The organism is Pseudomonas sp. CROZ-RG-20F-R04-15, assembly GCF_022662375.1.
Taxonomy (GTDB): Bacteria; Pseudomonadota; Gammaproteobacteria; order Pseudomonadales; family Pseudomonadaceae; genus Aquipseudomonas.
Window position 1 is genome coordinate 232,685 of sequence record NZ_JAKNQL010000001.1, and the last position, 26,787, is coordinate 259,471.

The window sequence follows — 26,787 nt, forward strand, 5'->3', positions numbered from 1 at the left end:
TGCCTTGCGGGGTTCGCAGGCGCGGGGCTTTTTTGTATGATGTCCGACCCGTGCGCACAGGGCGCCGATTGAGGTTGAGCATGCAGGCCGTAGAAGTGAAGAGCTTCCTTGAAGGAAAGCTGCCCGGAACGTTGGTAGAAGTTGAGGGCGAAGGCTGCAATTTCCAGCTGAACGTGATTAGCGATGAACTGGCGGCGTTGAGCCCGGTGAAGCGTCAGCAGCAGATCTATGCCCATTTGAACCCATGGATCACCGATGGCAGCATCCATGCGGTCACTATGAAATTTTTCAGCAGCGCGGCCTGGGCCGAGCGCACCTGAGCCTAAGGGCGTCGAGATTCTTATGGATAAATTGATTATTACCGGTGGCGCTCGTCTTGATGGCGAGATCCGCATTTCCGGCGCAAAAAACTCCGCCCTGCCGATCCTGGCGGCCACGCTGCTGTGCGATGGCCCGGTGACCGTTGGCAACCTGCCGCACCTGCACGACATCACCACCATGATCGAGCTGTTCGGTCGCATGGGCATTGAGCCGGTGATCGACGAGAAACTCAGCGTCGAAATCGACCCGCGCACCATCAAGACCCTGATCGCTCCGTACGAACTGGTGAAAACCATGCGTGCGTCGATTCTGGTGCTGGGCCCGATGGTTGCCCGTTTCGGTGAAGCCGAAGTCGCACTGCCTGGCGGTTGCGCCATCGGTTCGCGTCCGGTTGACCTGCACATCCGTGGTCTTGAAGCCATGGGCGCGGTCATCGACGTCGAAGGCGGGTACATCAAGGCCAAGGCGCCTGAAGGTGGCCTGCGCGGTGCAAGCTTCTTCTTCGATACCGTCAGTGTGACCGGTACCGAGAACATCATGATGGCCGCTGCTCTGGCCAAAGGCCGCAGCGTGTTGCAGAACGCCGCTCGCGAACCTGAAGTGGTTGACCTCGCGAACTTCCTCAACGCCATGGGCGCCAAGGTTTCCGGCGCTGGCACCGACACCATCACCATCGATGGCGTCGAGCGTCTGGGTTCGGCTTTCTATAAGGTCATGCCTGACCGTATCGAAACCGGCACCTACCTGGTCGCCGCTGCCGTGACCGGCGGCCGCGTCAAGGTCAAGGACACCGATCCGACCATCCTCGAAGCGGTTCTGGAAAAGCTTCGTGAAGCCGGTGCAGAAATCACCTGCGGTGAAGACTGGATCGAGCTGAACATGCACGGCAAGCGTCCGAAAGCGGTCAACGTGCGCACTGCGCCGTACCCGGCTTTCCCGACTGACATGCAGGCGCAGTTCATCTCGCTCAACGCCATTGCCGAAGGCACCGGTGCGGTGATCGAGACGATCTTCGAAAACCGTTTCATGCACGTGTACGAGCTGCACCGCATGGGCGCCAAGATCCAGGTCGAAGGCAACACCGCCATCGTCACCGGGACCGAAGTCCTCAAGGGCGCGCCAGTCATGGCCACCGACCTGCGTGCTTCGGCCAGTCTGGTGATCTCGGCTCTGGTTGCCGAAGGCGATACCCTGATCGACCGCATCTACCACATCGACCGTGGTTACGAGTGCATCGAAGAAAAACTGCAGATGCTGGGCGCCAAGATCCGTCGCGTTCCGGGCTGATTGCTGCATCGGGACACAGGGACGTGTCCACTGAATTCGTTTTGAGTCGAGCCGGTTTCCGGCTCGATGTGTGTCCGGCGCCGATTGCGACCGGACATGAGTACCTTGATAAGGACTGACGTTTCCCATGTTGACCATCGCACTGTCCAAGGGCCGCATCCTTGACGACACCCTGCCGCTTCTCGCCGAAGCGGGCATCGTGCCGACCGAGAATCCGGACAAGAGCCGCAAGCTGATCATCCCCACTACGCAGGACGACGTTCGTCTGCTGATCGTGCGCGCCACCGATGTGCCGACCTATGTCGAGCATGGCGCGGCTGACCTCGGCGTTGCCGGTAAAGACGTGCTGATGGAATACACCGGCCAGGGCCTGTACGAGCCACTGGACCTGCAAATCGCCCAGTGCAAACTGATGACTGCCGGCAAGATCGGTGCGCCGGAGCCCAAGGGCCGTCTGCGCGTAGCGACCAAATTCGTCAACGTTGCCAAGCGTTACTACGCCGAGCAGGGCCGTCAGGTCGATATCATCAAGCTCTACGGCTCGATGGAACTGGCGCCGCTGATCGGTCTCGCTGACAAGATCATCGACGTGGTCGACACCGGCAACACCCTGCGCGCCAACGGCCTGGAACCTCAGGAACTGATCGCCACGATCAGCTCGCGCCTGGTGGTCAACAAGGCTTCGATGAAAATGCAACACGCCCGTATCCAGGCGTTGATCGATACCCTGCGCAATGCAGTGGAATCGCGACACCGCGGCTGATTCACCTGCGCGACGTTAAGTCGCGCCCGTCTATCCGCCTCATAGCCAGAATCTCAGGTGCCCAAGCGGAAACGACTGCTAAGTTAGGGCGCCTGAGTTTTTGCCATTCCTATGAGGCTCTCGCTATGACCGCAACGACTGCAATTCGCCGACTCAACGCTGCTGACCCGGATTTCGCGCATCATCTGGATCATCTGCTGAGCTGGGAAAGTGTGTCTGACGACTCGGTCAATCAGCGAGTGCTGGACATCATCAAGGCTGTGCGCGAACGCGGTGACGCAGCGCTGGTCGAGTTCACCCAGAAGTTCGACGGCCTCGAAGTTGCTTCGATGGCTGACCTGATCCTGCCGCGCGAGCGTCTGGAACTGGCCCTGACCCGCATCACCGTGGCGCAGCGCGAAGCACTGGAAAAAGCCGCCGCCCGCGTGCGCAGCTACCACGAAAAACAGAAGCAGGATTCCTGGAGCTACACCGAAGCCGACGGTACGGTGCTGGGCCAGAAGGTCACGCCACTGGATCGCGCCGGTCTGTACGTTCCCGGCGGTAAAGCGTCGTACCCGTCGTCGGTGTTGATGAACGCGATTCCGGCCAAAGTCGCCGGCGTGACCGAAGTGGTCATGGTCGTGCCAACGCCGCGCGGTGAGATCAATGAGTTGGTGCTGGCGGCCGCATGCATTGCTGGCGTTGACCGGGTATTCACCATCGGTGGTGCGCAAGCGGTTGCTGCTTTGGCTTACGGCACCGAAAGCGTGCCGAAAGTCGATAAGGTGGTTGGCCCGGGCAACATTTATGTCGCCACGGCCAAGCGCCACGTGTTCGGTCAAGTCGGTATCGACATGATCGCCGGCCCTTCGGAAATCCTCGTGGTGTGCGACGGCCAGACCGATCCGGACTGGATCGCCATGGACCTGTTCTCGCAAGCCGAACACGACGAAGACGCGCAGGCGATTCTGGTCAGCCCGGACGCCGAGTTCCTCGACAAGGTTGCCGCGAGCATCGACAAACTGCTGCCGACCATGGATCGCGCAACGATCATCGAAACCTCGATCAATGGCCGTGGCGCGCTGATTCATGTGAAAGACATGGCGCAAGCGATCGAAGTCGCCAACCGCATCGCTCCGGAACACCTGGAGTTGTCGGTCGCTGACCCGCAAGCCTGGCTGCCGCAGATCCGCCACGCCGGCGCGATCTTCATGGGTCGTCACACCTGCGAAGCGCTGGGCGATTACTGCGCAGGGCCGAACCACGTATTGCCGACTTCCGGCACCGCGCGGTTCTCTTCGCCGCTGGGCGTGTACGACTTCCAGAAGCGCTCGTCGATCATCTTCTGCTCCGAAGCTGGCGCATCCGAACTGGGTAAAACCGCCTCCGTGCTGGCCCGTGGCGAATCGCTGAGTGCCCACGCACGCAGCGCCGAATACCGCATCAAAGACGAAGACTTTCTTCAAGGGCAGGGGGAATGAGCATGAGTAAATTCTGGAGCCCGTTCGTCAAGGATCTGGTGCCGTACGTGCCAGGCGAACAGCCGAAGCTGACCAAACTGGTCAAGCTCAACACCAACGAAAACCCGTACGGCCCATCGCCAAAAGCCTTGGCGGCGATGCAGGTTGAACTCAACGACAACTTGCGTCTGTACCCGGATCCGAACAGTGATCTGCTGAAAAATGCCGTCGCCAAATATTACGGCGTGCAGAGCAATCAAGTGTTCCTCGGTAATGGTTCGGATGAAGTGCTCGCGCACATTTTCCACGGTTTGCTGCAGCACGATCAGCCGCTGCTGTTCCCGGACATCAGCTACAGCTTCTATCCGGTTTATTGCGGCTTGTACGGCATTGAGTTCGATGCGGTGCCGCTGGACGCACAGTTCCAGATCGATCCGGCTGACTACGCCAAACCGAACGGCGGGATCATTTTCCCGAACCCGAACGCACCGACCGGTTGCCTGCTGGCGCTGGAAGCGGTCGAGCAGATCCTCAAGGCCAGCCCCGATTCGGTGGTGGTCGTAGACGAGGCGTACATCGACTTCGGCGGCGAGACCGCGATCAGTCTGGTGGACCGTTATCCGAACCTGCTGGTGACGCAGACCCTGTCCAAGTCTCGCTCGCTGGCTGGCCTGCGGGTGGGGTTGGCAGTCGGGCACCCGGATCTGATCGAAGCGCTGGAGCGGATCAAGAACAGCTTTAACTCTTATCCGCTGGATCGTCTGGCGATTGTCGGTGCGGCAGCGGCGTTCGAAGATCGCGAGCATTTCGACAAGACCTGCCGTCTGGTCATCGAGAGCCGTGAGTGGGTGATCACGCAGTTGCAGGCCAAAGGATTTGAAGTGCTGCCGTCGGCGGCGAACTTCATTTTCGCCCGGCATCCGCAGCATGACGCGGCGGGGCTGGCGGCCAAGCTGCGCGAGCAGGGCGTGATTGTGCGGCACTTCAAGCAGGAGCGGATTGCGCAGTTCCTGCGGATTTCGATTGGCACGCCGGAGCAGAATCAGGCGCTGATCGATGGGCTTGGCGATCTATAAAAGCAAAAGCCCCTCACCCTAGCCCTCTCCCGGAGGGAGAGGGGACTGATTGGGGGATGCTCCCGAGTTGCACCGACCTGAACTTGCTTTACCGAATCCATAATCGACTCGGTAATTCAGGTCGATGTACTTCGCAAGACAACGCGGTCGGCCCCTCTACCTCCACCCTGTGTCCGGTACATACACTCCCAAAAGGAGAGGGGACTGATTGGGGGATGCTCCCGAGTTGCACCGACCTGAACTTGCTTTACCGAATCCATAATCGACTCGGTAATTCAGGTCGATGTACTTCGCAAGACAACTCGGTCGGCCCCTCTACCTCCACCCTGTGTCCGGTACATACACTCCCAAAGGGAGAGGGGACTGATTGGGGGATGCTGTTGAATTGCATCGACCTGATCTTGCTTTACCGAATCCATAATCGACTCGGTCTTTCAGGTCGATGTACTTCGCAAGACAACGCGGTCGGCTCCCTCTCCCTCCGGGAGAGGGCTGGGGTGAGGGTGTGCTTTTACTCGTGATGCGGCTCGCCAAGGAACGTCAGTGAGGTAAACAGACCACGACTATCCACATCCGCACTGTCCTTCACCGGCACTTCAACCTGCGCGGCAATCACATTCAACCCTTCATTCCTCACCAACACTTGAGCCCGACCATCTTTGTCAGTCTCAGTGCTCAGCGTGTTCGGCGCACTGCGATAGTCGCCAATCAACTTCACCCCGGCCGCCGGTTTGCCATCGAGCAACACCCGCACCGGCAATGACTTGCCCGGCCCAACCGTCAGCGGATCAACCTCCGGCAGAATCAGCAACTTGATCTGATCAAGCTTGGGTAACTTCGCCCCCGGCTGGTAAATCGCCAAACTGTATTTGAACGTCTCCGTCGCTTCGACAGCGCCCGGAACTTTGCTGCGCCCTTCATTGATCCACTTCTTGTCGGCTGTCTGCGACCACATGCCGTTGTTCAGCGCTACCGCCATCACAGCGGGGGGCTTCAGTGGTTTCAGTCGTGCGTGATCGGCCAGGCGCTCAACGCTGACCGGAATCATCTTGCCGCCTACGTCATAAGCCCACGCGCCGCTGATCTTCCGCGCCTTGAACGCGTTGTCTTCAGCGCCATGCCCGTAGACCACTTCGATATTGCCGCGCCGTTGCTCGGTCCACAGGCCATGGGCCGAGACTTGGCCTGCGAACAGCGCGGCGATGAGCACACAGGTTTTGCCGTATTGCATGGTGACGTCCTTTTACAGATTGAATGTCAGGCTGACGGTGAAATTGCGCGGCTCGCCGGGGTTGACCCAGTAGTTGCTGTAGGAGCGCTCGTAATACTTCTCGTCGAAGAGGTTGTTGAGGTTCAGGCCGACAGTGACGTTGTCGCTGGCTTTGTAATGCGCGAGCAAGTCGACGGTGTGATAAGCCGGCAATTCGAAGTCGCTGCCGGATTCTCCCGAGCGGTCACCGACATAGGTGAACGCTGCGCCGACGTCCGAGCCGCGCAAATGGCCATCTTGAAACTCATAAACCCCCAGCAGACTGCCGCTGCGCTTGGCCACGCCGAGGATGCGACTGCCGGTGGGAATCACTGCGTCGCCCTGGGTCACTTCGGCGTCAATGTAGGCAAAGGCACCAATGATTCGTACCGCGTCGCTGACCTGTCCGGTGACTTGCAGGTCGAAGCCGCGACTGCGTGCCTTGCCCATGGCGCGGCTGATGTCGGTGGCCGGGTCGAGGGCGAGGACGTTTTCCTTGTCGATGTGGAAGAAGGCGAGGGTGCTGCTCAAGCGCTCGTCGAACAGCTCGTTCTTGATCCCGACTTCGTAACCGACGCCTTCTTCCGGGTCGAAGGATTTGCCAGACGCGTCGAGGCCATTGTTCGGTTTGAACGAGGTCGAAGCGTTGGCGAACACGCCCGTTTGCGGCGTCAGTTGATAGAGCAGGCCGGCACGCTGGGTGAGGGCGTCGTGGCGTTGGTCGCTCGTGGTGTTGCGACTGTGATCATCGATGTGCTGATCGAAATGCTCGAAACGCGCACCGATCATCCCGCGCAGTTTGTCGGTGAAGACAATCTGATCCTGCAGGTTCAGCGCATGGCTTTCGACGTGTTCGAAAAAGTCGCTGCCCGAGCGCGCGCCGTTGGGTTTTGGCTGACCGTAGCTCGGCTTGTAGATGTCGATGGCGTAAGGGCCGCCGGCAATCGTGGTAACGCGCTCGTTCTTGCGGAAGTTTTCGTATTCGGTGCCGATCAGCAGTTCATGTTGCCAGGGGCCGAGGTCGAACAGCCCGCGCAGTTCCAGTTGGGTAATGCTGTCGTGCCAGTTTGTGTCACGTTCGCGATAGCGGCGGTTGACCGTATGCCCATCGGCGTTCAACGGGCGGGATTCGGAGGCGTCGCCCCAGAGTTTGCCTTCCTTGTAGTGGCTGGCCAGGCGCAGCTTCCAGTTATCGTTGAGGTGATGTTCCAGGGTCGCTTGCAGCAGATTGTTGTGGTTATCGATGTTGCCGTCGTTGGGTTCGCCGAGGAAGGTCGAGCGCGACACTCCGCTCCATTTGTTGTTCGGCGCGACGATGCCGCGATCAAAGGTTGAGCTGTGACGGACGATTTCGCTTTCCACCAACAGCGAGGTGTCCGGGTTCAATTGCCAACTGATCGAAGGCGCGACGAACACACGTTTGCTGTCAACGTGGTCGCGAAAACTGTTGTTGTCTTCGACCGCGAGGTTGATCCGCGAGAGCACATCACCTTGTTCGTCGAGTGGCGTGTTGACGTCCAGCGCGGTGCGGTAGCGGTCCCAACTGCCGGCGCTGGTTTGCAACGTGGTGAAGGCTTCGGGCTGCGGTTTCTTGGTGACGATGTTTACCGTGCCGCCGGGGTCGCCTCGGCCGTACAGGCTGGCGGCGGGCCCTTTGAGCACTTCGATGCGCTCGATGTTGGCCGCGTCCGGTGTGCTCGGGTAGCCGCGATTGGCACTGAAGCCGTCCTTGTAGAACTCCGACGTGGTGAAGCCGCGCACGCTGTATTCGTAGAGCGTCAGGCCGCCGAAGTTGTTTTGCTTGGATACGCCACCGGCAAAATCCAGCGCGCGCTCGACGCTGGTGCTGCCCAAATCCTTGAGCACGCTGGCGGGTATTACGCTGATCGCCTGCGGAATATCGCGGATCGCGGCGTCGGTTTTGGTTGCGCTGGACGAACGTGTGGCGCGATAGCCCTTGACCGGGCCGGTCGGCGATTCGTAGTCGGAGATGACGCTGATGGCGTCGAGTTCGAGGGGTTTGGGTTCTTCGGCGAAGGCTGGAACGACCAGCAGGCCGAGGCTCAGACCGAGCAGGGAGGCCTTTGTTCGAGACGACATGTTATGTTGTTCCAATTCTTAGAATTGAAACAATATAACATGCCTGTTGAGAATGTCTTTTATTCGCGCGCTTGGCGCGAAAAAAGTTTTACTCTTCTTTTTCCTGCACTGGCGCCGGCGGTGGACGCAGGCCTATTTCAGCGGTGAGCTTCAGCTCTTTGCCGTTGCGCATCACCTGAATTGTCACTTTGTCAGTCGGTTTGATCCGCGCAACCTGGTTCATCGAACGACGGCCATCACCGGCCGGCTCGCCATCGATGCTCAGAATCACGTCGCCCAATTGCAGGCCCGCCTTCTGCGCCGGGCCATCGCGGAAGATCCCCGCCACAACAATTCCCGGACGCCCGGACAGACCAAACGACTCAGCCAGTTCCTGGGTCAGCGGCTGCACTTCAATGCCCAGCCAGCCGCGAATCACCTGACCGTGCTCGATGATCGACTTCATCACTTCCATTGCCAGTTTCACCGGAATGGCAAAACCGATGCCCTGCGAGCCGCCAGACTTGGAGAAGATTGCCGTGTTGATGCCGGTCAGGTTGCCGTTGGCATCGACCAGCGCGCCGCCGGAGTTGCCCGGGTTGATCGCCGCGTCGGTCTGGATGAAGTCTTCGTAGTTGTTCAGGCCCAACTGATTACGCCCGGTGGCGCTGATGATGCCCATGGTCACGGTCTGGCCGACGCCGAACGGGTTGCCAATGGCCAGGGCGACGTCGCCGATACGAATGTTGTCAGAGCGGCCGACCGTGATCGCCGGCAGGGTTTTCAGATCGATTTTCAGAACCGCGAGGTCGGTTTCCGGATCGCTGCCGATGACGCGGGCGAGGGTTTCACGACCGTCCTTCAGGGCCACGACAATCTGATCAGCGCCGCTGGTCACGTGGTTGTTGGTGAGGATGTAGCCTTCCGGGCTCATGATCACGCCGGAACCGAGGCTCGATTCCATGCGTTTCTGCTTCGGCGAGTTGTCACCGAAGAAACGTCGGAACTGCGGATCTTCAAACAGCGGATGCGCCGGTTTGTTGATGACTTTGGTGGTGTAGAGGTTGACCACCGAAGGCGCGGCAATGGTCACCGCGTCCGCGTAAGACACCGGTCCCTGCTGCACGCTGGTGGTTTGCGGGGCCTGTTGCAGGTTGACGTCGAGGCTCGGCAGCCCGACCCACTGCGGGTAACGCTGAATAATCAACAGAGCGATAAGCACGCCGGCCAACAACGGCCAGCCCATAAAACGCAGCGCCTTGAACATTAAGCACGTCCTGGAAGAGTTGCAGGCGGGGTCAGACCGCCCATAATGTCGCGCATTATACGAGGCCGCGCGTGCCTCTGAACGGGATATTTAGGAGTCTTTCATGGCCGTTGCCCTCAGCACCCTCGTCGAAGAAGCCGACCGTTACCTTGGCAGTGCGAAAATTGCCGATTATTGCCCCAACGGCTTGCAGGTCGAGGGCCGTCCGCAGGTCATGCGTATCGTCAGTGGCGTCACGGCCAGTCAAGCCTTGCTGGATGCCGCCGTTGAGGCCGGGGCCGATCTGGTGCTGGTGCATCATGGTTACTTCTGGAAGGGCGAGAATCCGTGCATTACCGGCATGAAGCAGCGTCGCTTGAAGACCTTGCTCAAGCACGACATCAGTCTGCTCGCTTACCACTTGCCGCTGGATCTGCATCCTGATGTCGGCAATAACGTGCAGCTTGCCCGCCAACTCGACATCACTGTCGAAGGCCCGCTGGATCCGGACAATCTGAAAATCGTCGGCTTGGTCGGTTCATTGAACGAGCCGATGACCGCGCGCGATTTCGCCCGCAAGGTAAAAGATGTCATGGGCCGCGAACCGTTGTTGATTGAAGGCAATCCGATGATTCGTCGGGTTGGCTGGTGCACCGGTGGCGGTCAGGGCTATATCGATCAAGCCGTCGCGGCAGGTGTCGATCTGTACCTGAGCGGTGAAGCGTCCGAGCAGACCTTCCACAGCGCCCGCGAAAACGACATCAGCTTCATCGCCGCCGGTCATCACGCCACCGAACGCTACGGCGTGCAGGCGCTGGGCGACTACCTGGCGAAACGCTTTGCCGTCGAACACATCTTCATCGATTGCCCGAATCCGATCTGAATTCACCACAAATCCCTGTGGGAGCGAGCCTGCTCGCGAAGGCGTCAGACTTTCAATACAAAGGTGCCTGACACACCGCTTTCGCGATCAGGCTCGCTCCCATAGGGGAACTGCTCGGCCGAACTGGCAGGCATATTCATATACCCTTTCGATCTAGTTGGCGTCCTGATTAGAAGAGGCCGCTGTGCTAGGATTTCTCGCTCGAACACGGCCCGCTGGCCGTTCATAAGAAAGTTTTCGTGAGTAGCCATGGTCGACAAACTGACGCATCTGAAACAGCTGGAGGCGGAAAGCATCCACATCATCCGCGAGGTGGCCGCCGAGTTCGATAACCCGGTGATGCTGTACTCCATCGGTAAAGACTCCGCCGTGATGCTGCACCTGGCACGCAAGGCGTTCTTCCCGGGCAAACTGCCGTTTCCGGTGATGCACGTCGACACCCGCTGGAAATTCCAGGAGATGTACAAGTTCCGCGACAAGATGGTCGAAGAACTGGGCCTGGACCTGATCACCCACATCAACCCCGATGGCGTGGCGCAGAACATCAACCCGTTCACCCACGGCAGCGCCAAGCACACCGACATCATGAAAACCGAGGGCCTGAAACAGGCACTCGACAAGCATGGTTTCGACGCAGCGTTCGGCGGTGCCCGTCGCGATGAAGAGAAATCCCGCGCCAAAGAGCGTGTGTACTCGTTCCGCGACAGCAAGCATCGTTGGGACCCGAAAAACCAGCGCCCGGAACTGTGGAACGTCTACAACGGCAAGGTCAACAAGGGCGAGTCCATTCGTGTGTTCCCGTTGTCGAACTGGACCGAGCTGGACATCTGGCAGTACATCTACCTCGAAGGCATCCCGATTGTGCCGCTGTACTTCGCCGCCGAACGCGAAGTGATCGAGAAGAACGGCACGCTGATCATGATCGACGACGAGCGCATCCTCGAGCACCTGTCCGATGAAGACAAAGCGCGCATCGTCAAAAAGAAAGTGCGTTTCCGTACCCTTGGCTGCTACCCGTTGACGGGCGCCGTGGAGTCCGAGGCCGAAAGCCTCACGGACATCATCCAGGAAATGCTCCTGACGCGAACTTCCGAGCGCCAGGGCCGTGTCATCGACCACGATGGCGCAGGCTCGATGGAAGATAAAAAACGTCAAGGCTATTTCTAAGGGGCTGTCATGTCGCATGTTTCTGATTTGATCAGCGAGGACATCCTCGCCTACCTGGGCCAGCACGAACGTAAAGAACTGCTGCGCTTTTTGACCTGCGGTAACGTCGATGACGGCAAGAGCACCCTGATCGGGCGCCTGCTGCACGACTCGAAAATGATCTACGAAGATCACCTCGAAGCGATCACCCGCGACTCGAAGAAAGTCGGCACCACCGGTGACGACATCGACCTGGCGTTGCTGGTCGACGGCTTGCAGGCCGAGCGCGAGCAGGGCATCACCATCGATGTTGCCTACCGCTATTTCTCCACCGCCAAACGCAAATTCATCATCGCCGATACCCCCGGCCATGAGCAGTACACCCGCAACATGGCCACCGGTGCGTCCACCTGTGACCTGGCGATCATTCTGGTCGACGCGCGTTACGGCGTGCAGACCCAGACCCGTCGCCACAGCTTCATCGCCTCGTTGCTGGGGATCAAACACATCGTCGTCGCCATCAACAAGATGGACTTGAAGGGCTTCGATGAAGGCGTGTTCGAGTCGATCAAGGCTGACTACCTGAAGTTCGCCGAAGGCTTGAAGATGAAGCCGACCAGCATGCACTTCGTGCCGATGTCTGCCCTCAAGGGCGACAACGTGGTGAACAAGTCCGAGCGCTCGCCTTGGTACAAAGGCCAGTCGCTGATGGAAATCCTCGAGACCGTGGAAGTCGCGGGCGATCGCAACTTCACCGATCTGCGTTTCCCGGTGCAGTACGTCAACCGTCCGAACCTGAACTTCCGTGGTTTCGCCGGCACGCTGGCCAGCGGCATCGTCAAGAAGGGCGACGAAGTCGTGGTGTTGCCGTCGGGCAAAAGCAGCCGGGTGAAATCCATCGTCACCTTCGAAGGTGAACTGGAACACGCAGGTCCAGGTCAGGCTGTAACGCTGACCATGGAAGACGAAATCGACATCTCCCGTGGCGACCTGTTGGTGCATGCCGACAACGTGCCGCCGGTCACCGACAGCTTCGAAGCGATGCTGGTGTGGATGGCTGAAGAGCCGATGCTGCCGGGCAAGAAATACGACATCAAACGCGCTACCAGTTACGTGCCGGGCTCGATTGCCAGCATCGTCAACAAGGTCGACGTCAACACCCTTGAAGAAGGCCCGGCGAGCGCGTTGCAGCTCAACGAAATCGGCAAGGTGAAGATCGCGCTCGACGCGCCGATCGCCCTCGACGGTTACGAAAGCAACCGCACTACCGGCGCGTTCATTATCATCGACCGCTTGACCAACGGCACCGTCGGCGCCGGCATGATCGTCGCGCAGCCTGTGTCGCATGGCACTGCCACGCATCACGGCAAACTGGCCCACGTTGCTACTGAAGAACGTGCTCAGCGCTTCGGCCAGCAACCGGCGACCGTGCTGTTCAGCGGCCTGTCGGGCGCGGGCAAGAGCACGCTGGCTTATGCAGTCGAGCGCAAGCTGTTCGACATGGGCCGTGCAGTGTTTGTGCTGGATGGGCAGAACCTGCGTCACGACCTCAACAAAGGTCTGCCACAGGATCGCGCCGGTCGTACCGAGAACTGGCGTCGTGCCGCGCACGTTGCGCGTCAATTCAACGAAGCCGGTCTGCTGACGTTGGCTGCGTTCGTTGCGCCGAGTGCTGAAGGGCGTGAGCAGGCCAAGGATCTGATCGGCAAGGATCGTCTGCTGACGGTCTACGTGCAGGCTTCGCCGTCCGTGTGCGCCGAGCGTGATCCGCAAGGTCTGTATGCCGCCGCTGGCGACAACATCCCGGGCGAATCCTTCCCGTACGACGTGCCGCTGAATGCCGATCTGGTGATCGACACGCAGACGCTGAGTCTGGAAGAGAGCGTCAAGCAAGTGCTGGATCTGCTGCGTAAACGTGGTGCGATCTAAGCGTTAGCTACCGAATAAAAAAGCCCGCCGATGAGTAATCATCGGCGGGCTTTTTTATTCGGCATACGGCGATCAAAACTGTGGGAGCGAGCCTGCTCGCGAAAGCGTTATCTCATTCAACATCTTTGCAAGCTGATCCACCGCTTTCGCGAGCAGGCTCGCTCCCACAGGGGGTTAGTGTTTGGCTGGATATTCGCGGTGCATCTGTTCGAGCAACGCATCCTTGTCCAGCCACAGCTGATTGATCCAGCCCTGGAACTGCAAACGATACTCACCGTCCTGATCGTAGTTCTTGCCAATGAATTGCTGCGGAATCTTCAGCTCTTCAAAGTGCACCACCACATCGCGCACATTGCCGCACAGCAAGTCCCAAAACCCCGGACGTCCGGCCGGATAGTGGATCGTCACATTGACGATCGACTCCAGTTGCTCACCCATTGCATCCAGCACAAAGGCGATCCCGCCAGCCTTCGGTTTGAGCAGATATCTGAACGGCGACTGCTGCTGCGCATGCTTGCCTTCGGTAAACCGCGTGCCTTCGACGAAGTTGAAAATCCCCACCGGGTTATGGCGAAACTTCGCGCAGGTCTTGCGCGTGGTTTCGAGGTCTTTGCCTTTCTTCTCCGGGTGCTTGGCCAGGTACGCCTTTGAGTAGCGCTTCATGAACGGGAAGCCCAGCGCCCACCACGCCAGACCAATCACCGGCACCCAGATCAGCTCCTGCTTGAGGAAGAACTTCAGCGGCTGAATCCGTCGGTTGAGCACGTATTGCAGGACCAGAATATCGACCCAGCTCTGGTGGTTGCTGGTGATCAGATACGAGTGTTGGTAGTCCAGCCCTTGCAGGCCGCTGATGTGCCAGCGAGTGCGGCGCACCAGATTCATCCAACCCTTGTTGTTGCTGATCCACGCTTCATGGGTGTGGCTCATCAGCCAACCGGCGAAGCGTTGAGTCAAGGCAAACGGCAACGCCTTGACCAGTGCCACGCAGAACAGAAACGAGCACAGCAGAATCGTATTGAGTGCCAGCAGCAGCGCAGCGATCACGCCGCGCACGGGTGCAGGTAGAAAATCCAGCATTTACACATCCATAGGTCGGTTGGCGGCTTGAATCGCAGTAAGGGCGATGGTGTAGACGATGTCATCGACTTGCGCGCCGCGCGGCAAGTCATTCACCGGTTTGCGCAGGCCTTGCAGCATCGGCCCGAGGCTGACGCAATCGGCGCTGCGTTGCACGGCTTTGTGCGTGGTGTTGCCGGTGTTCAGATCGGGGAACACAAACACTGTGGCGCGACCGGCGACCTGACTGTTTGGCGCCAGTTGCCGGGCGACTTCTGCGTTGGCAGCGGCGTCGTATTGCAGCGGGCCGTCGATCAGCAGCGAGTGTTGTTGTTCATGGGCGAGGAGGGTGGCCTCACGGACTTTCTCGACTTCTTCGCCGGTGGCCGATTCGCCGCTGGAATAACTGATCATCGCCACTCGCGGGGTGATGCCGAACGCCGCTGCCGAGTCGGCGCTTTGCAGGGCAATTTCGGCCAGTTCGGTGGCACTCGGATGCGGGTTCATCACGCAGTCGCCGTAGACCAGCACTTCTTCCGGGAACAACATGAAGAACACCGAAGACACCAGCGTGCAACCCGGTGCAGTCTTGATCAATTGCAGCGCCGGACGGATGGTGTTGGCGGTGGTGTTGATCACACCCGAGACCAGACCATCGACTTCATCCAGGGCAAGCATCATGGTGCCGATCACCACGGTGTCTTCCAGCTGCTGCTCGGCCATCGGCGCGTTGAGGCTTTTGCTTTTGCGCAGGGCAACCATCGGCTCGACGTAGCGCTCGCGGATCAGGTCCGGATCGAGAATCTCCAGGCCCGGCGGCAAGACGATGCCTTGAGCGCGAGCGACGGCTTCGACGTCTTCCGGTTTGGCCAGCAACACGCAACGGGCGATACCGCGCTCCTGACAGATCGCCGCCGCTTGCACGGTGAACGGCTCGCTGCCTTCAGGCAGAACGATGCGCTTGTTCGCCGCTTGCGCGCGCTGGATCAACTGGTAGCGGAATACTGCTGGCGACAGGCGCATTTCTCGTGGAGTACCGCAGCGCTGGTGCAGCCATTTGGCGTCGAGATGGCTGGCGACGAAATCGGTGATGATCTCCGCGCGCTCGCGGTCGTCGATGGGGATTTCCTTGTTCAGACCATTGAGCAGATTGGCCGTGTCGTAGGAGCCGGTACTCACCGACAACACCGGCAAACCGGCCTGCAAGGCGCCGCGGCATAGATCCATGATGCGCGGATCGGGCAGGGTGTCGCTGGTCAGCAACAGGCCGGCCAGCGGCACGCCGTTAATCGCCGCGAGGCTGACGGCGAGGATGATGTCGTCACGATCGCCCGGCGTCACCACCAGCACGCCGGGCTTGAGCAGCTCGACGGTGTTGCGCATGGTCCGTGCGCAAATGATGATTTTGGTCATCCTGCGGGTTTCGTAGTCGCCGGCGTTGAGCACCTGCGCGCCCATCAGGTCGGCGACGTCGCGGGTGCGTGGTGCATTGAGTTCAGGCTGGAACGGAATGCAGCCAAGCAGACGGAAATCACCGCTGCGCAACAACGGCGAATGTTCCTTCAGACGCGCAGCGAAGGCGTCCATGCTTTCTTCAGTCTTGACCTTGTTGAGGATCACGCCGAGGACTTTCGGATCCTTCGGACCGCCGAACAATTGCGCCTGCAATTCGACGCGACCGGACAGCTCGGCAAGCACTTCGTTTTCCGGCGCCGAGACCAGAATCACCTCGGCATCGAGGCTTTTGGCCAGGTGCAAGTTGACCCGCGCGGCATAACTGGCGCTGCGGGTCGGCACCATGCCTTCGACGACCAGCACGTCTTTGCCGATCGCGGCTTGCTGATACAGGGTGATGATTTCTTCAAGCAACTCATCGAGCTGACCGTCGCCGAGCATCCGCTCAACGTGGGCCAGACCCAGCGGCTGCGGCGGTTTCAGGCCGTGGGTACGTGCCACCAGTTCGGTGGAACGCTCAGGGCCGGTGTCGCCCGGGTGCGGTTGGGCAATCGGCTTGAAAAAGCCGACTTTCAGCCCGGCGCGCTCAAGCGTGCGCACCAGCCCGAGGCTGATGGAGGTCAGACCCACGCCAAAATCGGTGGGTGCGATAAAAAAAGTTTGCATGCGAATTCTCTAAAGTTGCATGGCAATGGCGATCATCTATCTCTGACAATCTGCCGAAATTCAGTCGCCAAGGTTAGCGCTAACCGAGCCTTGAGCGCACCAACCGCAGGCAAAGGGTTGGCCTATTTTTTCAATACGTTGCGCCGGGTCGAGTACCCACGCCCGGGTTTGCCATGGCGGCTGATGGCGCAGGTGTTGGGTATGGCCACAGGAAAGCTCGACCACCCAATGACCGTCTTCGTCCTGATGGAAGCCTGCAATCGTCGAAACCCGTTTGTCCGGGTTGTGTTCGCTTTCGCGCGATTGCTTCGCTAAACTTGGCCTTTCTATATTCTTCTGCAAAAGGTCTCGCCCCATGCTGATCGCCGCCAATAAGGCTGTCTCCATCGACTATACCCTGACCAACGACGCTGGTGAGGTCATCGACAGCTCCGCCGGCGGCGCTCCGCTGGTCTACCTGCAAGGCGCAGGCAACATCATCCCGGGCCTGGAAAAAGCTCTGGAAGGCAAAACTGTTGGTGACGAGCTGGACGTTTCCGTTGAACCGGAAGACGCTTACGGCGAATACGCCGCTGAGCTGGTCAGCACCCTGAGCCGCAGCATGTTCGAAGGCGTTGACGAGCTGGAAGTCGGCATGCAGTTTCACGCTTCGGCGCCGGACGGCCAGATGCAGATCGTCACCATCCGTGACCTCGACGGCGACGACGTGACTGTCGACGGCAACCACCCACTGGCCGGTCAGCGTCTGAACTTCAAAGTGAAGATCGTTGACATCCGTGATGCCAGCCAGGAAGAAATCGCTCATGGCCACGTCCATGGCGAAGGTGGCCATCACCACTGATTTTCTGCGCTAAGCTTCGAGTACTGGAGAGGCGCCTGCGGGCGCCTTTTTAGTCCGCGGCTGTCCTTGGTGATCTCGCCAAGTGGCTGTTTCGAGTAGAACATCGGAATCCTGGAGTTCGTCATGAGTGCTTTTCACGACCTTAAGTTGACAGCCCTGGATGGTCAGGAGCTACCGCTGGCGCCGTTCAAGGGCCAAGTCGTGCTGGTGGTCAACGTCGCCTCCAAGTGCGGCTTGACGCCTCAGTACGCGGCGCTGGAAAACCTCTATCAGCAATTCAAAGGCAAAGGCTTCAGTGTATTGGGCCTGCCGTGCAACCAGTTTGCCGGCCAGGAACCCGGTTCTGAAAAGGAAATTCAGGATTTCTGCAGCCTTAACTATGGCGTGACGTTTCCGTTGTCGAGCAAGCTCGAGGTCAATGGTCACGAGCGGCATCAGCTTTACCGTCTGCTGGCGGGCGAGGGTGCGGAATTTCCCGGTGACATCACCTGGAATTTCGAAAAATTCCTGCTCGGCAAGGACGGCCGGGTGTTGGCGCGGTTCTCGCCGAGAACGGCGCCGGATGATCCGACCATTGTTCATGCGATTGAAAAAGCGCTGAGCTGAAACAGCAAGATCAAAAGATCGCAGCCTTCGGCAGCTCCTGCAGGTGACCTCAAAACCCCATGTAGGAGCTGCCGAAGGCTGCGATCTTTTGCTTTGCGTCTTTTAATCCTTAATCACCCAAATCAATAGTGCTGTTCAAAGGCTTCGGGCCTCCATATTATCGCCGTCATAAAGTCTTCTCTGTGGAGCCCTTCGATGCCCGTTCAAGCCTTGTTCAAACCGTTCCACCTCGGTGCCCTCGAACTGCCGACCCGTGTGGTCATGGCGCCGATGACTCGCTCCTTCTCCCCGGGTGGCGTGCCTAATTCGAAAGTCATCGAGTACTACCGCCGTCGCGCAGCCGCCGGTGTGGGCCTGATCATCACTGAAGGCACCACCGTCGGCCACATCGCCTCCAACGGTTACCCGAACGTGCCGCAGTTCTTTGGTGACGCGCCATTGGCCGGCTGGAAAAAAGTCGTCGACGCCGTTCACGCTGAGGGCGGCAAGATCGTGCCGCAACTGTGGCACGTCGGCAGCGTGCGCCGTATTGGCACCGAGCCGGACGCCAGCGTGCCGGGTTACGGCCCGTCGGAAAAACTCAAGGACGGTCAGGTCGTGGTACACGGCATGTCCAGACAAGACATTCAGGACGTGATCGCCGCGTTCGCCCAAGCGGCCAAGGATGCACAAAACATCGGCATGGACGGCGTGGAAATCCACGGCGCGCACGGTTACCTGATCGACCAGTTCTTCTGGGAAGGCAGCAACCAGCGCACCGACGAATACGGCGGCAGCCTGGCCAACCGTTCACGCTTCGCCATCGAACTGATTCAAGCCATACGTGCTGCGGTTGGCGAAGGTTTCCCGATCATCTTCCGTTTCTCGCAATGGAAGCAGCAGGATTACACCGCACGTCTGGTGCAAACCCCAGAAGCACTGGGCGAATTCCTTAAGCCGTTGTCTGACGCCGGCGTGGATATTTTCCACTGCTCGACGCGGCGTTTCTGGGAGCCGGAGTTCGATGGTTCCGAGCTGAACCTGGCAGGCTGGACGCGTAAGCTCACCGGCAAACCGACCATCACTGTTGGCAGCGTTGGCCTGGACGGCGAGTTCCTGCAATTCATGGTCAACACCGACAAGGTCGCGCAACCGGCCAGTCTGGAGAACCTGCTGGAGCGTCTGAACAAAGAGGAATTCGATCTGGTCGCGGTGGGCCGCGCGCTGCTGGTTGATCCGGACTGGGCGCTAAAAGTCCGCGAAGGGCGGGAGCAGGATATTCTGCCGTTCAGCCGTGAGGCGTTGATGACGCTGGTTTAAGCGGCGCCTTCATTGGCCTCTTCGCGAGCAGGCTCGCTCCCACAGGTACCTCTGGTGTTCACAAAATTTTATGTTCACTAAAGATCCCCTGTGGGAGCGAGCCTGCTCGCGAAAGCGGTTGTCAGGTCAGCAAAGATTCAGGGCAGTGTTTGAGCCTCAGGCACCACCAACTCCCCTACACAAGCCCCGCGCAAATGCTTTTCAAACTGCTCGATAACTGCCGGCCAACCCTGGCGACTCGCATGCTGCCGCGCATTCAGGCGCACACAGCGCAATGTCTCATCCTCCTCCAGCAACCACGCCGCCGCTTCGCAAAACGCCTGCTCATCCCCAGGCATCGCCAACACGCCGTTGTAGCCATGGCGAATATGCTGCGCCGCCGCAGCCTGATCGTAAGCCACCACTCCGAGCCCGGAAGCCAACGCCTCCAGCACCACATTGCCGAAGGTTTCGGTCAGGCTTGGAAACAGAAATATATCGCCGGACGCATAGTGCGCCGCCAACGCTTCACCGCGCTGTGCACCGCAGAAGATCGCTTCGGGCAAATCCTTTTCCAGCGCCAGCCGTTGCGGGCCGTCACCGACGACGATCAGTTTCAGATTGCGTTGTGGATAAGTCCTTTGCAGCGTTTCGAAACTGCGTTTGAGCAGACTGAGGTTTTTCTCCGGAGCGAGGCGTCCGACATGAATCACGGCAATATCGCGCTCGGACAAACCCCATTGCTCACGTAATGCATTCAGGCGCTTGCTCGGATGAAACAACTGGCTGTCCACGCCTCGAGACAACAGCGCCAACCGCTCGAAATGCCGGCGCTCCAGCTCCAGGCGCTGGCTGACACTCGGCACCAAGGTCATGGCCGAGCGATTGTGAAACCAGCGCAGATAATGCGTTAGCATCCGCGTCAGCAGACCGAGTCCGTATTGGCTGGTGTACTGCTGAAAGTTGGTGTGAAACCCGCTGACCACCGAAATCCCCAGACGCCGCGCCGCCCGCAGCGCCGACAACCCGAGCGGGCCTTCCGTGGCGATGTACAGCACGTCCGGGCGCTGACGCTTCCAGCGCCGCAACAGTTTATGCATCGACGACTGGCCCCATTGCAGCCCCGGATACCCCGGCAACGGCCAGCCCCGACATAGCAGAAGCGCATCATCCTCACTGCGCTGCGGATCGCCGGCCTGACGCGGGCGCACCAGCTCGACCTGATGGCCGCGCGCGCGCAGCCCATCGCACAAGCGGCCAAGGGTATTGGCCACGCCGTTTATTTCCGGTGGGAAGGTTTCGCTGATAAGGGTGATATGTAGAGCTGTCGTCATGACCTCAGTGTCGGCTGAGGCCATGTCGTCATTGTGTCGACTTGATGATGGATTGATGACAGCTGCTTTCAGTCTGCCTAAACCTTTTGCCTGTGCGGTCGTTAGCCTTGGCTTGAACTCTTTTCCAGGAAAACGGCCGTGTCCGAGAATGCTTATGCGTCGCCTGAGGCGCAACTGTTGGTTGCGGATGAACAAACTCCAGAGTTTTATGTTGTCGCACGCTGGAAGTTCTTGCTGCTGTCGATCCTCAGTTTTGGTCTGTATTTCTACTTCTGGATCTACAAGAACTGGAGCCTGTACAAGCGAAGTACTGGACAAGAGTTATGGCCGTGGGCACGCGCGTTTTTTTATTTGTTTTTCGTGCATCAGCTTTATCGGCAAGCCAAAAAGCGAATCCACGACAGGGGCGGTAAGTCCGATTGGGATCTTGAGCAGTGGGCGACAGTCTTTGTCGTATTGACCGTCGTCGCGCACATATTCGAAAAGCTTCCCAAGCAGATACCTGAGTTGAGTTTTCTTGGTCTTGTCGCCTTGATCATGTTGCCGATAAGAGTTTATGTCGCGAGCGAAGGTCAACAACTGATCAATTTGGCTGCGAACGATCCTCAGGGCCTGAGTAACAATCGCCTCAACGCCTGGAACTTGCTGATCATCGTGCCAGGCGTTGCGGTGTGGGTGTTGGTAGGGCTGATGTTAGCTGGCGTTTACCCCTGAGTTATCAGGATTAAAGCCTGGAGGCTCAGGCCTTTTCCTGAGCCAGCACCTCGGCACCGCGTTCACGCACCCAGAACAACGTCGCACCTGCCACCGCAGCCGGCATCATCAGAATATTGACCACCGGAATCAGCAGCACCAGATAAACAATCCCGCCAAAACTCATGCTCTGCCAGCGCTTCTGCCGCAGCCAGGCGAGCATTTCGTTCCAGCCCAGTTTGTGGTTGTCCGCCGGGTAGTCGATGTACTGGATCGCCATCATCCACACACCGAACAGCAGCCACAGCGGCGCGGCGACGATGTTGACCACCGGAATGAAGGAGAGGATGAACAGGCCGATCGCCCTGGGAAGGAAATAGCCGAGCTTGCGCATTTCCCGGGCCAGGGTGCGCGGGACCATGGCGATCAACTCGCCCCAGCTGAACGCGGGGAAATCATCCGTGCCGCGCACCACCACTTCGACTTTTTCCGCGAGGAAACCATTGAACGGTGCGGCGATGACGTTAGCGAGCATGGTGAAGGTGAAAAACACCATCAGCGCCACCAGCACCACAAACAAAGGCCAAAGGATGTAGCTGAGGAAACTCAGCCATTCGGGCAGCGACGGCATCAGCGTATCGACCCACAGGCTGAACTGGTGGCCGGCCAGATATATCAATCCGACGAACAGCACCAGATTGATCGCCAGCGGCAATAACACGAACAGGCGCAGGCCAGGGCTCAAGACCAGTTTGAGGCCTTCGCGCAGGTATTGCGGGCCGGACAGAACAGGGGCGGGCATAAGGTGCTCCGAGCAAGGGAAAACGCGCCGACCTTACCGACTTTGCACGGGTGGCGAAAGCGCGGCAGAGCGATCGACATTCACTGTAACAAAGACGTCCATCTCGTCAGTGTGTCGGCATAGAGACCACCTATGAGCTGGATTGTTAAACCGTATTTCCTTAATCTTGCCCCCCTCGATACGCTGCACCCAACTTTTTACAGGACTGTCGAGCTCAAGCCTTCCCCAAGGTTTTCCACGGTCCTTTTTTATTCCCGCCGGCATTGCGGCGATCCGGGCCTGTTTTTCGGTCCGGTCAACAGGAGCAGGTCATGTCTGAAGTCCGTCATTCGCGAGTGATTATTCTCGGTTCCGGCCCTGCCGGTTACAGCGCAGCGGTATACGCGGCCCGTGCCAACCTCAAGCCGCTGCTGATCACCGGCATGCAGGCTGGCGGTCAACTGACCACCACCACTGAAGTCGACAACTGGCCGGGCGACGTGCACGGCCTGACCGGTCCAGCTCTGATGGAGCGCATGCGCGAGCACGCCGAGCGTTTTGAAACCGAGATCGTTTTCGATCACATCAACGCCGTCGACTTCGCCGCCAAGCCTTACACCCTGACCGGCGACAGCGCGACTTACACCTGCGATGCGCTGATCATCGCCACTGGTGCCAGCGCGCGTTACCTGGGCCTGCCATCGGAAGAAGCGTTCATGGGCAAAGGCGTTTCGGCCTGCGCGACCTGCGATGGTTTCTTCTACCGCAACAAGCCGGTTGCAGTGGTCGGCGGCGGCAACACCGCAGTTGAAGAAGCACTGTACCTGGCCAACATCGCCAGCACCGTGACCCTGATCCACCGTCGTGAAACCTTCCGCGCCGAGAAGATCCTGATCGACAAGCTCAACGCTCGTGTGGCCGAAGGCAAGATCATCCTCAAGTTGAACGCCAACCTCGACGAAGTGCTGGGCGACAACATGGGCGTGACCGGCGCGCGTCTGAAGAACAACGATGGCAGCTTCGACGAAATCACCGTCGACGGCGTGTTCATCGCGATCGGCCACACCCCGAACACTTCGCTGTTCGAAGGTCAGTTGACCTTGAAAGACGGTTATCTGGTGGTGCACGGCGGCCGTGAAGGCAATGCCACTGCAACCAGCGTCGAAGGGATCTTCGCGGCCGGTGACGTGGCTGACCACGTTTACCGTCAGGCCATCACCTCGGCCGGTGCCGGCTGCATGGCAGCACTGGACACCGAGCGTTACCTGGACGGTCTGCAGAACGCTTCGTTCTAAATCGCAGATACAAAAAAACCGGCCTCGGCCGGTTTTTTTGTGCCCGTTATTCACAGCCACCACACATCCAATGTGGGAGCGAGCCTGCTCGCGAAAGCGGTGTTTCAGTCGACATCAATGTTGAATGTCAGTCCGTATTCGCGAGCAGGCTCGCTCCCACAGGGATTGGGTTTGCAACTGGCGTTAGCGGCGGGTCAGGGGCTGGGCGGTAAACTTCACGCCGGCCAGGCCGTGCTTGATCATCGCGCGGATATTGCCGTGATCGCTACCTTCAGGCGTCGCTACCACCGAACGGTAATGCTCGCCGAACGCGAGCAGTGCTTCTTCATCGCTCAGGCCTTCCAGCAGCGCCAGACCCAAGGTCTTGCACGAGCCTTCGTTCTGCCCGGCGGCGTTTTCCACGCCACCGTTGTTGAAGGCTTGCGGCTGGTAGTCGTAACCGGCGGCAATGAACGCCAGGGTGTCGGCGAAAGCGTGTTCGCCGCTCTTCAGGCTGCTGCGCAGGCTGTTCAGATCACTCATGGGTTTTTCCTTTGGCGAACGCCGCTTGTTGCTCGGCATTGGCTTCTTGCTGAAATTGAACTTTCCACTCGGCGTACGGCATGCCGTAAACCACTTCGCGGGCGTCGTCGAGGCTGACCTCGATCTGACGCTCGTCCGCTTCGGCCTTGTACCACTTCGACAGGCAATTGCGGCAGAACCCGGCAAGGTTCATCAGGTCGATGTTCTGTACGTCCTTGCGGCTGTCCAGGTGGGCGACCAGCCGGCGGAAAGCGGCGGCTTCGAGTTCGAGGCGTTGTTGCTCGGTCATGATGGGCTCTGTGCAGTCAATTCGTGGCGCGGATGATAAAAGTCTGACGGCCAATGCGCCAGACGCACTCAGCGGCTGGCCGCGAGCGTGATCGATACCGACTCAGCAAAACGCAGTGCATGCGGCTTGTCGACTTCGACTTCGGCGTACAGCACCGAACCGTTGCTCATCACCAGATCGAGCAGTTCCTGCGTCAGGCGTTCAAGCAGCGCGAAACGGTTGCCCTCGACGTGGGCGATGATCGCTTTGGTGATCGTGCGGTAGTTCAGCGCGTGGTCGATGTCGTTGTCACGCACCGCTTCTTGCGCGGCATACAGAATGGTCAGGTTGATTAGCACATCCTGCTTGTTGAGGATTTCGTCCTCGTTGATCCCGATAAAGGTGCGCAAGCGCAGATCCTTGACCCGGATGCGCGCCATTCCCGGTTGAAGTTGTGGCATTTACTTGCTCCGTCCAATCAATTGCAGGAACTCCTGGCGGGTGTTGCTCGACTCGCGGAACGCGCCGAGCATGACCGAGGTGTTCATGGTCGAATTCTGTTTCTCGACACCGCGCATCATCATGCACATGTGCCTGGCCTCGATAACCACGGCAACGCCGGCGGCTTCGGTGACCTGTTGCACCGCATCGGCGATTTGCCGGGTGAGGTTTTCCTGAATCTGCAGGCGCCGGGCGAACATGTCTACCAGCCGCGCGATCTTCGACAGACCCAGTACTTTGCCCGTCGGAATATAAGCCACATGGGCCTTGCCGATGAAGGGCAACAGGTGATGTTCGCACAACGAGTACAACTCGATGTCGGCAACGATGATCATCTCGTCGCTGTCGGAGGCAAACAGCGCGCCATTGACGATCTCGTCGACGCTCTGTTCGTAACCGTGACACAGGTATTGCATGGCCTTGGCCGCGCGCACCGGGGTGTCGAGCAATCCTTCGCGGTCGGGATCTTCACCGAGGCCGATGAGGATTTCGCGGTAATTCTCGGGCAGTGAGCGGGCCATGGAAATCCTCGCAGGCAGGCGTTATTTGATGTGCCGTCCGCCGTTGACGGTCAGGGTCGTACCGGTGACATAAGGGTTGTCGAGCAGATAGCGCAGGCTCTGATAGATCACTTCGCTGCCGGGTTCGATGCCCAGTGCGGATTTGGCCAGGGCCTTGGCGCGGTACGCCGCGTCGTCGTCGGGATTGAACAATAGCAGGGCTGGCGCGATGCCGTTGACCTTGATCGTCGGCGCATAGCGAGCGGCGAAGGACAGGGTCAGGCTGTCGAGCCCGGCCTTGGTGGCGCAATAACCGATGTGCTTGCTGCTGCCTTTGCGGGTGACATCGTCGCTGATGTGGATGATGTCGGCGGGCGTCGAGCGTTGCAGCAGATCGGCGCAGTGCAGGTTGATCAGGTAGGGCGCGAGCATGTGCAGGTTGAACATTCGCGTGAAGGCTTCGGCTTCGCTGTCCGGGGTTTCGGCCAGCCACTCGGAGGCATTGTGCACGATGGCGCGCAGGCGGTCGGTGTGGGTTTTCAGTTCGTTGATGAAGGCAAGAATTCCGGCTTCGCTGGAAAAGTCGGCGAACAGGCCAGTGGCGCCCAGATCGCGCAGTGTCTGCACGCCGGGGCGTTCGCTACGGTAGGTGAAGATGACGCGATAGCCTTCTTCGAGTAACCGCTGCGCGCAATGCAGACCGACACGCTGGCCGGCACCAGTGATGAGGATCGGGGCGGAGGAATCAGGCATGAACGGCTCGCATCGCGGTGGGAGCAAAAACTATAACAGCGACATGGCTTCCCACCTATCGTCGGCTTTCCCCATTACTGTGGGAGCGAGCCTGCTCGCGAAAGCGGTGTCTCAGTCGACATCAATGTTGAAGATCAGTCCGTATTCGCGAGCAGGCTCGCTCCCACACAGAGATCATCGATTCTGTGCAGAAGACGTCACTGGCAACGGGCGCACTGGCGTACTGTTCAGCCAGTTCGCCAGCAAGCGGGTCGACAGCGGAATAAAGAAATAAACCATCAACGGTGTCAGGCACGCGGTGCTGATCAATACCCGTGGCAACAAACTCATGTCAGAGAGCAACGGGCCGAGGACAAAGTTGAACAGCAACGACACCGGAAAAAACGCCAGCCAGATTGCCACAGCCTGCTTCCAGCGCGGTGGACGCTGACCTGCCGCGCCGAACCAGCCTTCGATACCGCTGACCCGATGCTCCTTCGGATGGGCAAACAGGTCGCTGCCACGATCCAGCCACGCCGTGCGCGAAGCCGAATACTCCCACGCATGCAGCGTCTGTTCATCGACGAAACGGAAAATGATTTGAAACTCGTTATCACCGGGCGGCGGAGCGAGCACGCCAGAGCCGAGATAACCGGGAAAGTCAGTGGCCAGTTGTTCGCCCTCGCGCAGCCAGGCGATCAAATCCTGATAGCGGCCGTCGGCGACGCGACGGGCAACCATCAATGTGACGGGGGAAGTAGACATTTTGTATCTCCGTATTTCGAGTGCGTCACTCCGGGTAGGAATTTCGCCTGACGCTGGGCCGGGGTAGAGG

27 protein-coding genes are annotated in these 26,787 nt (G+C 59.2%); 13 read left to right on the plus strand and 14 right to left on the minus strand.

The genetic code is table 11. From position 1 onward, the window contains the following. The first annotated feature begins 80 nt into the window (after positions 1–80). The 5 genes from L8H52_RS00980 (at position 81) to hisC (ending at position 4,889) form a co-directional block, all read left to right on the plus strand. Entirely contained in the window at positions 81–320 is a 240-nt protein-coding gene (locus L8H52_RS00980) for a BolA family protein (RefSeq protein WP_007912386.1), read from the plus strand. Between the two features lie 22 nt (positions 321–342). Continuing rightward, positions 343–1,608 carry a UDP-N-acetylglucosamine 1-carboxyvinyltransferase gene (murA, locus tag L8H52_RS00985; protein WP_016984147.1) on the plus strand — a complete coding sequence of 422 codons (1,266 nt, stop codon included), beginning with the start codon at positions 343–345 and terminating at the stop codon, positions 1,606–1,608. Between the two features lie 127 nt (positions 1,609–1,735). Continuing rightward, the gene (gene hisG, locus L8H52_RS00990) at positions 1,736–2,371 is read left to right on the plus strand and encodes an ATP phosphoribosyltransferase (RefSeq protein ID WP_007912384.1); all 636 of its coding nucleotides are present in this window, start codon (positions 1,736–1,738) and stop codon (positions 2,369–2,371) included. Between the two features lie 125 nt (positions 2,372–2,496). Then, a complete protein-coding gene (hisD, locus tag L8H52_RS00995) occupies positions 2,497–3,834 on the plus strand; it encodes a histidinol dehydrogenase (RefSeq protein WP_242205263.1) in 1,338 nt (445 codons plus the stop codon). A 2-nt stretch (positions 3,835–3,836) separates the two neighbouring features. Then, the gene (hisC, locus tag L8H52_RS01000; RefSeq protein WP_242205261.1) at positions 3,837–4,889 is read left to right on the plus strand and encodes a histidinol-phosphate transaminase; all 1,053 of its coding nucleotides are present in this window, start codon (positions 3,837–3,839) and stop codon (positions 4,887–4,889) included. Between the two features lie 511 nt (positions 4,890–5,400). Here the strand turns inward: hisC and L8H52_RS01005 are convergent. The 3 genes from L8H52_RS01005 to algW all read right to left on the minus strand — a co-directional run bounded on the left by L8H52_RS01005 (position 5,401) and on the right by algW (position 9,484). Further along, the gene (locus tag L8H52_RS01005) at positions 5,401–6,120 is read right to left on the minus strand and encodes a DUF4198 domain-containing protein (RefSeq protein WP_242205259.1); all 720 of its coding nucleotides are present in this window, start codon (positions 6,118–6,120) and stop codon (positions 5,401–5,403) included. Positions 6,121–6,132: 12 nt separating this feature from the next. Then, positions 6,133–8,238: a TonB-dependent siderophore receptor gene (locus L8H52_RS01010; RefSeq protein ID WP_242205257.1), complete on the minus strand. Its 2,106-nt coding sequence runs from the start codon at positions 8,236–8,238 to the stop codon at positions 6,133–6,135. Between the two features lie 88 nt (positions 8,239–8,326). Next, complete coding sequence (algW, locus tag L8H52_RS01015; RefSeq protein ID WP_064119375.1) at positions 8,327–9,484, minus strand: Do family serine endopeptidase AlgW; 1,158 nt, start codon at positions 9,482–9,484, stop codon at positions 8,327–8,329. A 103-nt stretch (positions 9,485–9,587) separates the two neighbouring features. Here algW and L8H52_RS01020 point away from each other — a divergent pair, with 103 nt between their 5' ends. The 3 genes from L8H52_RS01020 to cysN all read left to right on the plus strand — a co-directional run bounded on the left by L8H52_RS01020 (position 9,588) and on the right by cysN (position 13,421). Continuing rightward, positions 9,588–10,346 (plus strand): Nif3-like dinuclear metal center hexameric protein, encoded by a 759-nt coding sequence (locus L8H52_RS01020; protein ID WP_242205255.1) that lies wholly within the window; start codon positions 9,588–9,590, stop codon positions 10,344–10,346. 249 nt (positions 10,347–10,595) lie between these two features. Then, complete coding sequence (gene cysD / locus L8H52_RS01025) at positions 10,596–11,513, plus strand: sulfate adenylyltransferase subunit CysD (protein WP_007912374.1); 918 nt, start codon at positions 10,596–10,598, stop codon at positions 11,511–11,513. Positions 11,514–11,522: 9 nt separating this feature from the next. Further along, complete coding sequence (gene cysN / locus L8H52_RS01030) at positions 11,523–13,421, plus strand: sulfate adenylyltransferase subunit CysN (RefSeq protein ID WP_242205253.1); 1,899 nt, start codon at positions 11,523–11,525, stop codon at positions 13,419–13,421. 174 nt (positions 13,422–13,595) lie between these two features. Here the strand turns inward: cysN and L8H52_RS01035 are convergent, their stop codons facing one another. The 3 genes from L8H52_RS01035 to L8H52_RS01045 are packed head-to-tail and all read right to left on the minus strand — an operon-like array spanning position 13,596 to position 16,988. Next, entirely contained in the window at positions 13,596–14,501 is a 906-nt protein-coding gene (locus L8H52_RS01035) for an acyltransferase (RefSeq protein ID WP_242205251.1), read from the minus strand. Next, positions 14,502–16,601: a phosphate acetyltransferase gene (pta, locus tag L8H52_RS01040; protein ID WP_242205249.1), complete on the minus strand. Its 2,100-nt coding sequence runs from the start codon at positions 16,599–16,601 to the stop codon at positions 14,502–14,504. A 60-nt stretch (positions 16,602–16,661) separates the two neighbouring features. Continuing rightward, entirely contained in the window at positions 16,662–16,988 is a 327-nt protein-coding gene (locus tag L8H52_RS01045; protein ID WP_242205247.1) for a DUF3565 domain-containing protein, read from the minus strand. Here L8H52_RS01045 and L8H52_RS01050 point away from each other — a divergent pair. The 3 genes from L8H52_RS01050 (at position 16,957) to L8H52_RS01060 (ending at position 19,347) form a co-directional block, all read left to right on the plus strand. Continuing rightward, positions 16,957–17,442: a peptidylprolyl isomerase gene (locus L8H52_RS01050; RefSeq protein WP_053117141.1), complete on the plus strand. Its 486-nt coding sequence runs from the start codon at positions 16,957–16,959 to the stop codon at positions 17,440–17,442. The two genes, L8H52_RS01045 and L8H52_RS01050, sit on opposite strands and share 32 nt — an antisense overlap. 123 nt (positions 17,443–17,565) lie before the next feature. Beyond that, entirely contained in the window at positions 17,566–18,048 is a 483-nt protein-coding gene (locus L8H52_RS01055) for a glutathione peroxidase (RefSeq protein ID WP_064387988.1), read from the plus strand. 195 nt (positions 18,049–18,243) lie between these two features. Then, positions 18,244–19,347, plus strand: coding sequence for an NADH:flavin oxidoreductase (locus tag L8H52_RS01060; protein WP_242205246.1), 1,104 nt, complete (start codon positions 18,244–18,246; stop codon positions 19,345–19,347). Positions 19,348–19,484: 137 nt separating this feature from the next. Here the strand turns inward: L8H52_RS01060 and L8H52_RS01065 are convergent, their stop codons facing one another. After that, positions 19,485–20,684: a glycosyltransferase family 1 protein gene (locus tag L8H52_RS01065; protein ID WP_242205244.1), complete on the minus strand. Its 1,200-nt coding sequence runs from the start codon at positions 20,682–20,684 to the stop codon at positions 19,485–19,487. Between the two features lie 114 nt (positions 20,685–20,798). On the opposite strand from L8H52_RS01065, the gene L8H52_RS01070 reads away from it, so the two are divergent. Next, positions 20,799–21,374, plus strand: a complete 576-nt coding sequence (locus L8H52_RS01070) for a hypothetical protein (RefSeq protein WP_242205242.1) — start codon at positions 20,799–20,801, stop codon at positions 21,372–21,374. Positions 21,375–21,399: 25 nt separating this feature from the next. Here L8H52_RS01070 and cysZ read toward each other — a convergent pair whose 3' ends face one another. Continuing rightward, a complete protein-coding gene (gene cysZ / locus L8H52_RS01075; protein WP_064119384.1) occupies positions 21,400–22,155 on the minus strand; it encodes a sulfate transporter CysZ in 756 nt (251 codons plus the stop codon). Between the two features lie 311 nt (positions 22,156–22,466). On the opposite strand from cysZ, the gene trxB reads away from it, so the two are divergent. After that, positions 22,467–23,429: a thioredoxin-disulfide reductase gene (gene trxB, locus L8H52_RS01080; RefSeq protein WP_007912350.1), complete on the plus strand. Its 963-nt coding sequence runs from the start codon at positions 22,467–22,469 to the stop codon at positions 23,427–23,429. A gap of 183 nt (positions 23,430–23,612) precedes the next feature. Here the strand turns inward: trxB and L8H52_RS01085 are convergent, their stop codons facing one another. From L8H52_RS01085 to L8H52_RS01110, 6 genes are all read right to left on the minus strand, one after another. Next, on the minus strand, positions 23,613–23,951 hold the full coding sequence (locus L8H52_RS01085; RefSeq protein WP_242205240.1) for a HopJ type III effector protein: 339 nt from the start codon (positions 23,949–23,951) through the stop codon (positions 23,613–23,615). Then, positions 23,944–24,240 (minus strand): DUF1244 domain-containing protein, encoded by a 297-nt coding sequence (locus L8H52_RS01090; RefSeq protein ID WP_242205237.1) that lies wholly within the window; start codon positions 24,238–24,240, stop codon positions 23,944–23,946. Before L8H52_RS01090 ends, L8H52_RS01085 begins: the two co-directional genes overlap by 8 nt. Positions 24,241–24,308: 68 nt before the next feature. Further along, a complete protein-coding gene (folX, locus tag L8H52_RS01095; protein WP_007914273.1) occupies positions 24,309–24,680 on the minus strand; it encodes a dihydroneopterin triphosphate 2'-epimerase in 372 nt (123 codons plus the stop codon). Beyond that, positions 24,681–25,241: a GTP cyclohydrolase I FolE gene (folE, locus tag L8H52_RS01100; protein ID WP_242205235.1), complete on the minus strand. Its 561-nt coding sequence runs from the start codon at positions 25,239–25,241 to the stop codon at positions 24,681–24,683. It lies immediately after the preceding gene. A 21-nt stretch (positions 25,242–25,262) separates the two neighbouring features. Further along, a complete protein-coding gene (gene folM / locus L8H52_RS01105) occupies positions 25,263–25,973 on the minus strand; it encodes a dihydromonapterin reductase (protein WP_242205233.1) in 711 nt (236 codons plus the stop codon). 174 nt (positions 25,974–26,147) lie between these two features. Beyond that, the gene (locus tag L8H52_RS01110; protein WP_242205231.1) at positions 26,148–26,717 is read right to left on the minus strand and encodes an antibiotic biosynthesis monooxygenase; all 570 of its coding nucleotides are present in this window, start codon (positions 26,715–26,717) and stop codon (positions 26,148–26,150) included. Between the last annotated feature and the right edge of the window lie 70 nt (positions 26,718–26,787).